The 13,890-nt window shown below is 64.9% G+C and carries 12 protein-coding genes; 7 read left to right on the forward strand and 5 right to left on the reverse strand.

What is annotated here, in order from left to right; translation table 11 throughout:
- Nucleotides 1-48: 48 nt before the first annotated feature.
- Nucleotides 49-2,094, reverse strand: coding sequence for a TonB-dependent siderophore receptor (locus PP1Y_RS10685; protein ID WP_013832241.1), 2,046 nt, complete (start codon nucleotides 2,092-2,094; stop codon nucleotides 49-51).
- A 301-nt stretch (nucleotides 2,095-2,395) separates the two neighbouring features.
- Here PP1Y_RS10685 and PP1Y_RS10690 point away from each other — a divergent pair, with 301 nt between their 5' ends.
- Complete coding sequence (locus PP1Y_RS10690) at nucleotides 2,396-2,905, forward strand: YqgE/AlgH family protein (RefSeq protein ID WP_232512718.1); 510 nt, start codon at nucleotides 2,396-2,398, stop codon at nucleotides 2,903-2,905.
- Nucleotides 2,906-2,912: 7 nt separating this feature from the next.
- On the opposite strand, the gene PP1Y_RS10695 is transcribed toward PP1Y_RS10690, so the two are convergent.
- The 4 genes from PP1Y_RS10695 to PP1Y_RS10710 all read right to left on the reverse strand — a co-directional run bounded on the left by PP1Y_RS10695 (nucleotide 2,913) and on the right by PP1Y_RS10710 (nucleotide 6,604).
- Nucleotides 2,913-3,485 carry an NTP transferase domain-containing protein gene (locus tag PP1Y_RS10695; protein ID WP_013832242.1) on the reverse strand — a complete coding sequence of 191 codons (573 nt, stop codon included), beginning with the start codon at nucleotides 3,483-3,485 and terminating at the stop codon, nucleotides 2,913-2,915.
- Nucleotides 3,482-4,456: an XdhC family protein gene (locus tag PP1Y_RS10700; protein ID WP_013832243.1), complete on the reverse strand. Its 975-nt coding sequence runs from the start codon at nucleotides 4,454-4,456 to the stop codon at nucleotides 3,482-3,484. The genes PP1Y_RS10695 and PP1Y_RS10700 overlap by 4 nt, the downstream gene beginning before the upstream one ends.
- A gap of 113 nt (nucleotides 4,457-4,569) precedes the next feature.
- Nucleotides 4,570-5,244 carry a murein L,D-transpeptidase catalytic domain-containing protein gene (locus tag PP1Y_RS10705; RefSeq protein ID WP_013832244.1) on the reverse strand — a complete coding sequence of 225 codons (675 nt, stop codon included), beginning with the start codon at nucleotides 5,242-5,244 and terminating at the stop codon, nucleotides 4,570-4,572.
- 115 nt (nucleotides 5,245-5,359) lie between these two features.
- Nucleotides 5,360-6,604 carry a polyhydroxyalkanoate depolymerase gene (locus PP1Y_RS10710; protein WP_013832245.1) on the reverse strand — a complete coding sequence of 415 codons (1,245 nt, stop codon included), beginning with the start codon at nucleotides 6,602-6,604 and terminating at the stop codon, nucleotides 5,360-5,362.
- Nucleotides 6,605-6,797: 193 nt separating this feature from the next.
- Between PP1Y_RS10710 and PP1Y_RS10715 the strand changes: the two genes are divergently transcribed.
- The 6 genes from PP1Y_RS10715 to PP1Y_RS10740 all read left to right on the forward strand — a co-directional run bounded on the left by PP1Y_RS10715 (nucleotide 6,798) and on the right by PP1Y_RS10740 (nucleotide 13,684).
- Nucleotides 6,798-8,642, forward strand: a complete 1,845-nt coding sequence (locus tag PP1Y_RS10715; protein ID WP_013832246.1) for an ABC transporter transmembrane domain-containing protein — start codon at nucleotides 6,798-6,800, stop codon at nucleotides 8,640-8,642.
- A gap of 99 nt (nucleotides 8,643-8,741) precedes the next feature.
- Nucleotides 8,742-10,886, forward strand: coding sequence for a M13 family metallopeptidase (locus tag PP1Y_RS10720; protein WP_013832247.1), 2,145 nt, complete (start codon nucleotides 8,742-8,744; stop codon nucleotides 10,884-10,886).
- Between the two features lie 141 nt (nucleotides 10,887-11,027).
- Entirely contained in the window at nucleotides 11,028-11,834 is an 807-nt protein-coding gene (locus tag PP1Y_RS10725; protein WP_007013394.1) for an undecaprenyl-diphosphate phosphatase, read from the forward strand.
- A gap of 42 nt (nucleotides 11,835-11,876) precedes the next feature.
- Nucleotides 11,877-12,671 carry a polyphosphate kinase 2 gene (gene ppk2 / locus PP1Y_RS10730; protein WP_013832248.1) on the forward strand — a complete coding sequence of 265 codons (795 nt, stop codon included), beginning with the start codon at nucleotides 11,877-11,879 and terminating at the stop codon, nucleotides 12,669-12,671.
- A 146-nt stretch (nucleotides 12,672-12,817) separates the two neighbouring features.
- Nucleotides 12,818-12,985, forward strand: coding sequence for a 50S ribosomal protein L33 (gene rpmG / locus PP1Y_RS10735; RefSeq protein ID WP_013832249.1), 168 nt, complete (start codon nucleotides 12,818-12,820; stop codon nucleotides 12,983-12,985).
- Between the two features lie 42 nt (nucleotides 12,986-13,027).
- Entirely contained in the window at nucleotides 13,028-13,684 is a 657-nt protein-coding gene (locus PP1Y_RS10740) for an outer membrane lipoprotein carrier protein LolA (RefSeq protein ID WP_041558767.1), read from the forward strand.
- Nucleotides 13,685-13,890: the final 206 nt, after the last annotated feature.

Here is a 13,890-nt window from a genome sequence, read left to right on the forward strand (position 1 = left end):
GCTGGAGGCGCGAAGGGCCAGAGCCTGTCGCAAGCCGTTGGTGAAAGCCTAGCGGAAACCGACGCGCAGCCCCGCCCAGACGGTGCGCGGCGTGCCCAGGTCGATGGAACCGGACTGATTGCGCGTGACGATGGTCTCGTCGGTGAGATTCTCGCCCCGCAGCACCACCGAGACGAGCGGCATGACGGGAACCTTCACATAGGCATCGAGCGTGGTGGCCGCGGGCAGAGCCTGCGTTTCCTGGTCGTCCTCGAACTGGCGGCCGACGTGGCGCACTGTCGCCGCAATGCGCCAGCCCGGCTTGGGCAGCCACGCGATGGTGCCACTCGCCGCAAGCTTGGGAACCTGCGAGGGGCGCATGCCGTCGAGGTCGGCCTGGATGCCGCTTGCCTCGACCTGGGAATCGGTCCAGCTCAGCGAGCCGTCGAACTCCACTTGCCCGAGGTGGAGGGCTGCGGTCCCCTCCAGCCCGCGCGCGCGGATTGCATCGACGTTCTGGCGCTGGCGCAGGTTACCGTCATCGGAAATGGTGACATTGGCGATGGCGTTCTTGAGCTTGTTGTCGAACGCAGTCAGCGACAGGGTCAGGGCCTCGAACGGCCGGGTGTCGACACCCACTTCGTAACCGCGCAGCTTTTCCGGCCTGAGCGCGGCATTGGCCTGCGTCTCCACCGGGAAGACGACGAAGGGGCGGTAGAGTTCGTTCAACGTGGGCAGGCGCATGCCGGTATAGGCGGCTGCGCGCAGGGCAAGGGCTTCGCTGGCGTGCCAGACGAAGCCGCCGCGCACATTGCCGGTCCAGCCTGAACGGTCGGCGAAGGCCGTGTCCTCGTTGACCGCGCCGCTGGGCGTGATTTCGCGGTAGAATCCATTGCGGATCGTCCAGCGGTCAGCGCGCCCGCCCGCAGTCAGGACGAGATTGCCGAGCGTCCAGTCGTCCTCGACGTAGAAGCCGACGTCGGACTGATCACCGCCGGCCCGGCGGATCGCGGTGCGCGCGCCGGTGAAAGTGCTGTAGGGCATTTCCAGCAGTCGCCCTTCAGTCAGGCGGACATCCGCGCCCATGCGCAGGACATGCGCGTCGCCGACCGGGGGGCGAAGCTCGAACTTGCCGCCGACCGCCGTCGTCGGGGTCTTGGCCTGATCCAGCGCCTTCACGAAGCGTGTCGAGCTGATCACGACATTCGAAAAGTCCTGCGCTTGGACATAACCCAGAATGTCGAACTGCCAATCGCCCCGGCCGACCAGACGCAGCGAAGCCTGTTGGCCGGACGACGTCGAATCCGCTCCCTTGAAGCGCAAGGTGCGCTGGTCGTCATAGGCCATGGCCGAGGCCTGCAGCTCGACGGTGTCGTTGAGCGGAGCCACGCCGCGCAGGCTGGCCGACCAGCTGTCATAGGCCGCCCGTGCCGAAGCATCGACGCGCTGCGACCTGGGCGTTGTCCAGAAACCCTGGCCGCGGTCCCATTGGACGCTGGCGACGAGGAAGCCTGCTCCGAGATCGGGCGCGATCGTTGCCGAAGTCTGCGTCTCTCCGCGGTCGTTGACGAGGGCGAGAGCCTGCAGCGGCCCCATGTCGCGCGGCCCGGCACTGGTCAGTTCGATCGTACCCGATACCGCGCCGGTGCCGAAGGCGCCCGCGCCGCCGCCGCGGGTCACGCGGATCGAGGCGAGCCGGTCGGGCGCGAGGGCGCTGAGGGGGATGTAGCCGAAGAAGGGATTGGCAATCGGTACACCGTCGAGCAGGACCAGCGTGCGGCTGGAAGCATTGCCGCCGAGCGCGCGCAGGGTCACGCCTTGTGCCGAAGGGTTGGACGAGCGGCTGTCCGACCGGCGGAACTGCTGGAACCCGGCGATGGAGGAAAGCACGTCCTCAATCCGGCCCGATGCACTGGTCACGATCTGGTCGCGTGCGATGGTCTCGACGTCGTAGGCCGGCGTCGCGGGGCTTTCCTCCAGCCCGCGTCCGGTCACGACGATGGGTGTGTCCGGGCCGCCGCCGGAATCCGCGGCATGAGCCGGCAGCGTGGAGATGATCGCGGCGGCGATGACCAGTGAAGTGCTTGCAAGATAACGAATTCGATTATGTGCCATGCGCGCTTGGATAGCCATAACCGAGATACTTGCAAGTTATTGACGAGAACAGTGGAACTCGCTGAAACTTTCGGTTAGTTACCCCGGTGTGACCCGCTTGGTTTATTTCCGAGACGGGCGCGCCGGCTCCCTTCGGGGGGAGGGAGCCGGCGCTTCAAGGCCCCTTCATCATCATCTTCAGATGCGCCGGATCGACCCTTTGGGTGCCGATCCTGCTTGCCGGGCCTGCCCAAGGGCGTAGAATTGCCTTGTGACTGAAGAACAATATCTTTCCGGCCGCATTCTGCTGGCCATGCCGGGCATGTTCGATCCCCGTTTCGAGCGCTCGGTCAACGTGATGTGCGTTCATGACGAAAACGGGGCGCTCGGTATCGGCATCGGTCAGGTCCGCGAAGGCGTGACTTTCCATGACGTCCTGAACGAGCTGGGCATCGATCCCGGCGCTGCGCCCGACCGTGCGGTCTGTAACGGCGGGCCGGTCGAGCCGGGGCGGGGCTTCGTGCTCCATTCCACCGATTGGGGCGGATCAGACACGATTGCGGTTCAGCCGCTCTGTGCACTCTCGGCCTCGATGGAAGTGCTGCGCGCCATAGCCGAGGGACGCGGGCCGAGCCGCTGGCTGATGGCGCTTGGCTATGCGGGGTGGGGCGCCGGGCAACTGGAAGGCGAAATGCGCCACCACGGCTGGTATGCGGCCGACCCGCATCCCGAAGTCTTGTTCGATACGCCCGTGGATGAGCGGTGGAACGCGACCTGGCAGGCCGAGGGCATCGATCCCGCGCTGCTGTCTAACGCTACCGGGCAGGCCTGACGCGGCCTCAGCCCGGTTCGGTCCGCCTCAATTGCGCCAGGTCTGCAGGAGTGTCGACATCGGCGTGAATCGCCGGGTCCGTGCAATCGACGAAGACAACGTCGGGGCGCTGTCGCAGCAGCTTGCCTGCGCCCTGATCGCCCGTGAGCCCGGCAATCGCCGGATAGGCGCGGGCGGAAAGCAGTACCGGATGGCCGGGGCGGCCGCCCTCGCGCGGCATGGCGGCAAAGCCGTCGCCGATCGCGTGGGCGAGACGCTCGGCAATTTCGTGCGGGATGCGCGGCATGTCGCCAAGGAAGACGAAGGCGCCATCGGCCTCGGCGGCGGCAGCGATGCCTGCCTGCAGGGACTGCGAGAGGGAGGTGCTGGCGATGCGCACGATTTCGACGGGCGGCGAACCTTCCCAGGTGCCGGTTTCGAGGCCGCGACGAGCGACGACGATGACGCGGCTGACCGGCGCCGCGCGCGCTGCACGGATGGCATGGAACAGGAGCGGCTCGCCATTGAACGGAGCAGAGAGCTTGTCGCTGCCGAAACGCATCGCCGATCCGGCCGCGAGGACCAGCGCGACGCGGGTCATGCGCGTTCCTTCGCCGGATTGAGCGCCTGCATAATCTCGGCGATGATGCCGGTGGCGACTTCCCATGGCGACTTGCCAAGACCCGTGATGCCCGGAGAGAAGTGCAGCGCGTCCAGTTCCTGTCGCGTCGCACCGGCAGCTTCGAGAGCGGCCAGGCGCCCGGCCGCGCGCGATTTTGCACCGACCATGCCGACATAGCCTGCCGAACCGCGCAGGGCCGCGAGGCACCCGCCGAGGTCGTGGTGATCTTCGTGCGTCGCTCCGAGATAGGCAGTCCAGCGATCGACACCAAGGCTCTCGAGCGCCTGCATCGGCGCTTCCCGCAGGTATCCGGCCACCGGGAACGGCGGCGGGGAGGATGGGCCGTCCGGTCGCACGAGATAGGTTTCGAACTGGGCAAGAGCACCGAGCCGCGCCGCCGCCAGCGCACCGGGATCGCCCCCGGAGACGATCAGCCGGCGGGGCGGATCGTAGCGGCGTGCAAGCGAGAATGGCTGGTCGGTCAGGCTCAGCAGCGCCCCGTCCTGCGCCGAGACGCGGCGCATGGAGCCGTCGCTGTGCCACTGGCAGGACCGGCGCTCGGCCGCGTGGCGCAGCAGTTCATGCAAGGCTTCGTCGTCTGGCGAGATGCGCTCGAGCAGGATATGCAATGCACCGCCGCAGCGCAGGCGGATGTCGATCCACGGGCTGCCGGCGCCGTAGTGCAGGTGTCGCGGTTCACCGTCGGTCAGGACGCGCGCTGCGTGGCTGGCGACGTCGCCCTCGATGCAGTCTCCGGAGAAATAGCCGCTTGCCGCAGAGCCATCGAACACCATCTGTGCGCCCGGGCCACGCGGGGCGCTGCCTTCGACGCGGTACAGGGTGGCCAGCACGACGGGCCGACCGGCATCGGATGCTTGCGCCAGAGCGGGGCGCACATCGTCGACCCACCCGAACAGTGGCCAGTCAGCGTTGTCGATTTGCCCGTCCATATATCTGCGGTCTGCTCCGGTCTGAGACGCGGAAGTATGGTCGCGCGAAGCGTAATGCAATGCAGGTGCCGGGAAGCGCGCCGGGAAGGCAAGTGGTCCCCGCGCTGTAGGGATTAACCTTCAGGCTCGGAAAATTGCGGGGAAGCCGCCCAGGCTTCGTCTTCGCCGATGCGGTCGGCGTAGAGCAGGCGACCGCCGGAAAGGTGCCAGAGGGCTTCGTTGAAGTTCGAATTGCTCATCGCGAAGCAACCTTCGCTGCGGCCCAGCTTGCCCCACTTGTCGATCATCGACTGGTCCACGTACCAGGCCGGATGCATGACGATGGCGCGCTGAAGCGCCATCGAGTTGTCCTCGTCCAGCCCGACGAGGCGGATCGATGTGCCGTACTTGCCCTTGTACCATTCACAGGTGAGGAAGGCGCCGCGAGAGGTCGCCTCGGAACCGGGAGTATTGGAAAAGCGCTGCAGCCAGCCGCTGTGCTCCGGATCGGAGCCCTTGCCGTGCGCGAGCAGGAAGCTGCGGACGGTTCCGGCCTCAATGTTGGCGAAATGCAGGCGCGGCTTCCACGAGGGCTGCGCGAAATCGGCGATCCCGACCAGATCGGTGCGCCAGACCTTGTTGCCGACGCGCTCTGCCTGGCGGGAGGCGACATCCATGATCTTGCGTTCGTAGGGCGTCAGGCTGGAGGCCGCTGCGTCGACGGCGAGCGCGCGTCCGGGCAAGACAATTCCGGCGCCTGCCGCAATCGCACCCTTGATAACCTCTCGCCGTCCGAGCTTCAAAACCATGCGATCAATATAGCGCTTTCCTGCAGGGAGTTCCAGTCGGGAGCGCAGCTTCCCGACCCGCGGTCGAGGCGGGCCGGCGCTGCGCTTCACTGGCCGAAGATGCCTGCAGGTGGGCTCAGGCGACCACCTTGAGGGCGGTCTTCTGGTGCCGCTTGATCCAGTCTTCCAAGACCGGCGCGATGCGGTTGCGCCACTTGCTGCCGTTGAAGATACCGTAGTGGCCCACTTCCTCGGCGAGATAGTACTTCTTGCGCTCTTCCGGCAGGTGCGTGGCAAGGTGCAGGGCAGCTTTGGTCTGGCCGATGCCCGAGATGTCGTCGTTCTCGCCTTCGACCGCGAGCAGCGCCGTGTCGCGGATCCCGCCCAGGTCGATCCGCTCGCCGCGGTGGACGAATTCGCCCTTGGGCAACGAATGGTTCTGGAACACGTGCTCGATCGTCTGGAGGTAGAAGTCCGCGGTCATGTCGCACACCGAGCGATATTCGTCGTAGAAGGCCTTGGTGGCAGCCGCGCTTTCCCCGTCGCCTTCGACGAGGTGCTTGAACATTCCGTAGTGGCTCATCATGTGGCTGCCCAGGTTCATCGCCATGAAGCCGGTAAGTTGCAGGAAACCCGGATAGACACGGCGGCCGCTGCCCGGATAGGTCAGCGGGACATCGGCGATGACGTTGTGCTCGAACCACGAGAGCGGCTGCTGCATCGCGACGTCGTTCACGCTGGTGGGCGCTTCGCGGGTGTCGATCGGGCCGCCCATCATCGTGAGCGTCGCGGGGCGGCAGGGATCCTTCTTGGCACCCATGATCGCGGCTGCGGCATAGGCAGGCACCGAGGGCTGGCACACGGCCAGCATGTGTGTGCCCGGGCCGATGTGATGGAGGAAGTCGACGAGGTAGTCGATGTAGTCGTCGAGGTCGAAGCGACCGGCAGAGGCCGGCACCATCTTCGCGTCGGCCCAGTCGGTGATGTAGACTTCGCAGGTTTCCAGCATGCGCGCGACGGTGCCGCGCAGGAGTGTGGCGTAGTGCCCGCTCATGGGGGCGACAACCAGCAGCTTGGGAGCATTCTCGGGCAGGCCGGGGTGATCGAAGCGCAGCAGGTTGCCGAACGGGCGATGGAGCACGATCGCTTCTGTGACGGGGTAGACGTCATCGCCGACCTTCACGGTCTCGATGTCGAAATCGGGCTTGCCGCGCGGAGAGGCCGCGTGGGCGAAGACTTCGAGCGCCGATGCCATGATCGGGCCGAGACCGGTATAGCCCAGGGGAAGGCTCGGGTTGGTTAGCATCTCGGCACCGACCGATGCCCATGCCGCTGCGCCACCAAGCATGGTGCGCTGCAATTCATACATGTTGTAAAGCAAGATTCATCTCCTGGCCGCCGCACGCAGCCGTCCTGACGATTCCCTTCATTCTGGGGATGAATTGACCCTTGTGCAATGCGGCATTTCCGATTTCGGTCTTTTGCATAGCAATTGAAACAGCTTGTGGTCACCTTTGGCTTTGCTGCGACCTCGGGCCTTTCCCTTAGCGTCTCAACGCGGTAAGGGGCCGCGCATGGACGCCAATCCGGGCCAGACCCCAACGCCGCAGAGTGAAGCCTCGACGACAGGCGAAGAGTCGCCGCGTCGCAAGAGCCTGGGTCCGCTGCGCATGGTCTGGCGCGAGCTGTTCCACTATCCCGGGCGCATGGTGGTGGCCGGTTGCGCGCTGATCACCACGGCGACTTCCACGCTCGCCATTCCGTACGGATTCCGTCAGATTATCGACCAGGGCTTCGCCGAGGGCGCGGACCCGACGGCGATCCGCAAGTGGTTCATCGCCCTGCTGTGCATCGTCGCGGTGCTCGCAGTCGCCACGGCGATCCGTTTCTACAGCGTTTCGTGGCTGGGCGAGCGTGTCGTCGCCGACATCCGCCTGCGTGTCCAGCGCCACCTGCTGTCGCTTTCGCCCAGCTTCTTCGAGGAAAACAGCCCGAAGGAGATCGCCTCGCGCATGACCGCGGACACCGCGATCATCGAACAGATTGTCGGTACGACCGTTTCGGTCGCCCTGCGTAACGCGATCATGGCAATCGGCGGCGTGGCCTATCTTTTTGCTCTGGCGCCGACGCTGACTATCGGCCTGATCGTCGCGATTCCACTCGTGATCCTGCCGATTGCGACATTCGGACGGCGGTTGCGGGCGGTCTCGCGCACCAGCCAGGACCGTGTGGCCGATATCGGTGCGATGACCTCGGAAGTCTTCGGCGCCTTGCGCGTGGTCCAGGCATTCAACCAGGAAGGCCGCGAGATGGGCCGCTTCGGCGAGGCGGTCGAGCGTACTTTCGAAACCGGCAAGCGGCGCATCACCATCCGCGCGATCATGACCGCGGTCATCATGTTCCTCATCTTCGGATCGATCACGGTCATCATGTGGCGCGGCGCGGTCGGCGTTGCGGAAGGCACGATCACCGGCGGCACGATCGCGGCTTTCGTCGTCACCGCAGGCATTGTCGCGGGCGCCTTCGGTTCGCTGACCGAAGTCTATGGCGACCTCGTGCGCGGCGCGGGCGCGGCAAGCCGCCTGGCCGAACTGCTGGGTGAGCGTCCGGCGATCTCGCCTCCGGCACGGCCGCAGGCGATGCCCAGCCCGGCCCGCGGAAAACTTGCCTTCGAGAGCGTGACGTTCCGCTATCCCACCCGGCCCGAGCAGGCCGCGCTGAAGGATTTCAGCCTGACTGTCGATCCCGGTGAGACCGTGGCGATCGTCGGGCCTTCGGGCGCGGGCAAGTCGACCCTGTTCCAGCTGGCCGAGCGATTCTACGATCCGCAGAGCGGCTCCATCAAGATCGACGGCGTACAGCTGACATCGGCCGATCCTGCCGAAATCCGCCAGCGCATTGCGCTCGTGCCGCAGGAAGGCGTGCTCTTCGCCGCCAGCGCACGCGACAACTTGCGCTACGGCAATTGGGCCGCTGACGATGAGGCGATCTGGCAGGCAGCGCGCGCGGCCAATGCCGAGCAGTTCCTCAAGGATCTTCCCCAGGGCCTCGATACCTTCCTCGGTGAAGACGGCGCCCGTCTGTCCGGTGGCCAGCGCCAGCGCATCGCGATTGCCCGCGCGCTCCTGCGCGAGTCGCCGATCCTTCTGCTGGACGAGGCGACCAGCGCGCTCGACGCCGAAAGCGAGCGGTTGGTGCAGGATGCGCTCGACCGCCTGATGCAGAGCCGCACGACCCTAGTGATCGCGCATCGCCTCGCCACTGTGCGTCAAGCCGATCGGATCATCGTCATGGACGGTGGCCGCATCGTCGAGCAGGGCACGCACGACACGCTTTCGGCTGCAGGCGGGCTCTACGCACGGCTTGCCTCGCTACAATTCGACATGCGTCCCGACCAGCGTTCGACCCTGGACGCGTAAAAGACTGGAATTGCGCAACAAGGAAATTATGTTGCGCTTCATCGGCGGGTCATCCGGACTCGTTCAGTCTCGTGTCGAACCATCCGAAAAGGATCAGGCATGCCTCGAATTCTCGGCAGGGCGCTTGCGTCGAGCGCCGCCATTTCAGCCTTCGTATTCAGTCTTTCCGCTGCCCCGCTCAGCGCTGCCGACAATCCCGTCGCCGCCTCTGACCCGGCCGCAGCCGATTGGGGCGATTTCGGCGTCCAGACCCAATGGATGGAAAAGGACGTAAAGCCGGGCGACGACTTCGACACTTTCGTCAATGGCAAATGGGTCGAGACGACCGAACTGCCGGCCGACCGCACCCGCTGGGGCTCGTTCGACGAACTGCGTGAACTGTCCAGCCAGCGCCTGCACGGCATCATGGATGACCTGATCGCTTCGAAGCCGGCGCCGGGCAGCGATGCCGCGCGGGTTGCTGCCGCCTATTCGGCCTTCATGGACACCGCCGCGATCAACGCAGCCGGGCTCAAGCCGGCGCGTCCCTATCTCGAAGCGATTTTCGCTGCGAAGACGCCGACCGACCTGATGAAGCTTTTCGCCTCGCCGGGATATGCTTCGCCGCTGGGCGTCTATGTCGATGCCGACCCCAAGCAGAGCGACGTTTATGCCCTGCAGGCCGCGATCACAGGGCTGGGCCTGCCGGACCGCGACTATTACCTCAAGAACGATGAGCGCTCGCAGGAAATCCGCGCCAAGTATCTCGATTACCTGGCTTTCGTGCTTGGCAAGGCAGGCTATGCCGATCCGGCTTCGGCTGCCAAGGCGGTGATGTCGCTGGAAATGCGCATCGCCCAGGCCGACTGGGACCGCGCCGCTGCGCGCAACCGCGATCTCACCTACAACAAGCTGTCGATGGGTGAGTTCGAGGCCTTCGGTTCCGATGGCCTCGTGCGCACTTTCATCGATACCGTGGGCGCGGGCAAGGCGAGCTACGTCATCGCAGCCGAGATCCCGCCGACGGCAGAGGAGCTGAAAGACGCCAAGATCGATGCGGCGAAGGCCCAGACCCTGTTCGGCGGCGGGCTCCCGGCCGCGATCAAGCTGGTCGACGAAGTGCCGGTCGCGGTCTGGCAGGCATGGCTGGCGGCGCATTTCCTGCGCGATCACGCATCGGTCCTGCCCAGCGACATCGACGATGCGACTTTCAATTTCTACGGCAAGACCCTGACCGGTCAGCCCGAGCAGCGCCCCCGCTGGAAGCGCGGCATCAGCGCGGTCGAGGGGATGGCTGGCGAACTGCTCGGCAAGATCTACGCCGGGAAATATTATCCGCCCGAGAACAAGGCGGCGATGGAGGATCTCGTCGCCAATCTGCGCAAGGCGATGGCGCTCAACCTCCATGACCTTTCGTGGATGGGGCCGGCAACCCGCAAGGAAGCCGAGGCCAAGCTGGAGGCTTTCACGCCCAAGGTCGGCGCGCCCGATACCTTCAAGGAATACGAGGGCCTGACTTTCACGCAGAACGATCCGCTGGGCAACATGATGGCCGCGGGCAAGTGGCAGAACGACTTCGACATGAACCGCATCGGCAAGGCTGTCGACCGGGCAGAATGGTTCATGCTGCCCGAGACCGTGAACGCCTACTACAATCCGCCCTTCAACGAGATCGTCTTCCCGGCCGCGATCCTGCAGCCGCCATTCTTCAACCTATCGGCCGACCCTGCGGTCAATTACGGCGCGATCGGCGGCGTGATCGGCCACGAGATGGGCCACGGCTTTGATGACCAGGGTGCCAAGTCAGACGGATCGGGCAACCTGCGCGACTGGTGGACGGCCAAGGACAAGGCCAATTTCCAGAAGCTGCAGGACAAGCTCGAGGCGCAGTACAACGCCTTCTGCCCTTACGACGAGGGCAAGACTTGCGTGAACGGCAAGCTGACGATGGGCGAGAACATCGGCGACCTGGGCGGCCTCAGCCTCGCCTACCGTGCCTACAAGCTCTCGCTGAACGGCAAGGAAGCGCCGGTAATCGACGGCTATACCGGCGACCAGCGCTTCTTCATGGCCTGGGCGCAGGTGTGGCGTTCGAAAGTGCGCGAGGAGCAGGCGCGTCAGTACCTGATGACCGACCCGCATTCGCCGCCGCACTACCGCATCAACGGCATCGTCCGCAATTTCGACGAATGGTACAGGGCTTTCGACGTCAAGCCGGATGACAAGCTCTATCTGCCGCCCGATCAGCGCGTGCGGATCTGGTGATTTCAATGCCCGGGGCAGGACCTGTCCCGGGCATTTTTGCATGGGGGATCAGCGGGTCATCCCGTTTTTCGGCCTGACTATTTTGCATCGCAGCGCGTGCCGCCTTGACTTGCCGGGGCGCTGCGGCTTGGTTGCGCCGCGATGGACCTGACCCTTACTGCAATTCTTCTCGGCATCGTCGAGGGACTCACCGAGTTTCTGCCGGTCTCGTCGACTGGCCATCTCATCCTCGCCACCGAACTGTTCGGATACGATGCCGCCCAATGGGCGACCTTCAACATCGTCATCCAGCTGGGCGCAATCCTTGCCGTGATCGTGCAGTTCTGGCGTACGTTCTGGGCCGTGGGCATGGGCCTGCTCAAGCTTGAGCCGGTATCGATCCGCTTCGTGCGTAACGTGCTGCTGGCCTTCCTGCCCTCTGCCGTTCTCGGTCTGCTGCTCAAGGACTGGATCGAAGGTCTGCTCGGTCAGCCCAGCATCGTGGGCTGGGCGCTGATTGTCGGCGGTATCGCCATTCTCGTCATCGAGAAAGTCGCGAAGCAGGGGCCGTTGACCGGCGTATCCGAGCTTTCGATGAAGACCTGCGTGGGTGTGGGGCTGGCCCAGTGCCTGGCCATGGTGCCCGGCGTCAGCCGGTCCGGCGCGACGATCATGGGCGCGCTGGCGATGGGCGTGGAGCGCCGTACCGCGGCCGAGTTCAGCTTCTTCCTGGCGGTGCCCACGATGATGGGCGCAACCACGCTGGAACTGCTGGGCGCGCGCGAGCAGCTCATGGCAGGCACCGGTCCTGTCGGCTGGGGAGAGATCGCGGTGGGCTTCGTCGTGTCCTTCATCGTCGCCCTGGTGGTGATCAAGGCGTTCATGGCCTTCGTCAGCCGTTCGGGCTTCTCGCCTTTCGCGTGGTATCGCATCGCTGCCGGTTCTCTGGCACTCTACCTGCTGACATAGGCCGCATTGTCGCAGGCCATGCTGGAACGGGGATGATCTGACATGGGCAAGAAGCAGAAGGACAAGCTGGGTCGCAAGGCCTACGACAAGCTGCTCGAGCCCATGGAAGAGGAACTGGTCGGCATGGCCCGCTGGGCCGCCGCCACCGGCGCGCGCATCCTGGTCCTGTTCGAAGGCCGGGATACGGCAGGGAAGGGCGGGGCGATCAACGCCATCGCCGCCAAGCTCAATCCCCGTCAGGTTCACGTCATCGCCCTGTCCGCGCCCAGTGAGCGTGAGCAGGGCCAGTGGTACTTCCAGCGTTACGTCCCGCACCTGCCGGCCCGGGGCGAAATCGTCCTGTTCGACCGCAGCTGGTACAACCGCGCGGGGGTCGAGAAAGTCATGGGCTATGCGACCGAGCCGCAGGTGCAGGCCTTCCTGCGCGATGCCCCGGTCTTCGAAAGGATGTTGGTCGAGGATGGCATCCTCCTGTTCAAGTACTGGCTGACCTGCGACCAGGAGCGGCAGGAGGAACGCCTGTTCGAGCGTCTCGAGGATCCGCTCAAGCGCTGGAAGCTCTCGCCCGTCGATCTGGCGGCCCGGCTCAAGTACGAAGACTACACGAAGGCCCGGGCGCAGATGCTCAAGGCGACCCATACGCGCCATGCGCCCTGGACGCTGGTAGACTTCAACGACCAGCACCGGGGGCGACTCACCCTGATTCGCGACTTGCTCGATCGGCTTCCCGATACCCGCGTCGATCCGGCGCCGCTGGAGATGGAACCGCTCGATCACAAGCCGCTGAAAGAGAAATTCGACGTTCTTGAGCCGATCCGGCCCTTTCCGGAGGAGTGAAACGCCTCGGGCGGCTTGACTTTGCGCCGACGCTGAAGCATGGGCCGCAGCCTTGAGGGGCGGTCCTTTCTGGCCGTCCTCGATTGTTTTCAACGGACATGCCGGCCGCCAGGGCGGCTGAAACGAAGAGATTACAGGAAAACGCCATGGCGAAGCCCGCAACTGTCAAGATTCGGCTGGTTTCCACCGCCGACACCGGATTTTTCTACGTCACCAAGAAGAATCCCCGGAACACGACCGAGAAGATGAGCTTTCGCAAGTACGATCCCGTCGCGCGCAAGCACGTCGAGTTCAAGGAAGCCAAGATCAAGTAAGGTTCACGGTCGGTTCAAGGCTGTGGACCTAGGGACATAGCCATGAAACGAATTCGAATGACCTTTCGATCCTGTGTTGGCGCGGCCGCTTTGGCCGCGCTTGCCGTTCCTGCCCTCGTTCCCGGCGAAGCGGCCTTGGCCGCCACGAACGCCGAAAGCGCCCAATTGAACGAGGCGGTCGCGGCCTTGCGCGGTATCTCGACGCTGCGCGCGGATTTCGTCCAGACCGATCGCACCGGCCAGTCGGTGACCGGGACCCTGACGCTCAAGCGTCCGGGCCGGATCCGTTTCCAGTACGAGAAGAGCGTCAACATGCTGATCGTGAGCGACGGCAAGGCGCTCACGATGATCGACTATGACGTCAACCAGGTCCAGCGCTGGCCGATCAGCAACAGCCCGCTAGGCGCGCTGCTCGATCCCAATCGCGACGTGGCGAAGTTCGGCACGGTCAAGCCGACCGGCAATCCCAATGTGGTCAGCGTCGAGGTGCGCGACAGCAAGCACCCCGAGTATGGCGTAATCACCCTGATCTTCACCCGCAAGGCCTCGGCCCCCGGCGGTCTGGAACTGTCCTACTGGGTCGCGCTCGATTCGCAGAACAAGCGCACGACCATCCAGCTCAAGAACCAGCGCTACGGGGTGCCGGTGACGGACAACGACTTCCGCTGGAACGATCCGCGTCGCCGCACTCGTCGATAGGAAACCTCGGTTCGTCGCTGGTTGTGTGGCGCCTGCGACAAACTGCGACACTTTCCTTAATTCTGTTCACTTGGCAGCAAGCCAATCGATCCTAAATTGATCTTGTCAGAGCGGCTCGAGGCGGGTTTCCCCCCTGTTGCCCGCGCCTCCGTAAGAGCGCTTCTGGCTTAGCGTGACGAACGCTTATGGAACCCTCGACCCCCTGC

The organism is Novosphingobium sp. PP1Y (genome assembly GCF_000253255.1).
Classification (GTDB): Bacteria; Pseudomonadota; Alphaproteobacteria; order Sphingomonadales; family Sphingomonadaceae; genus Novosphingobium.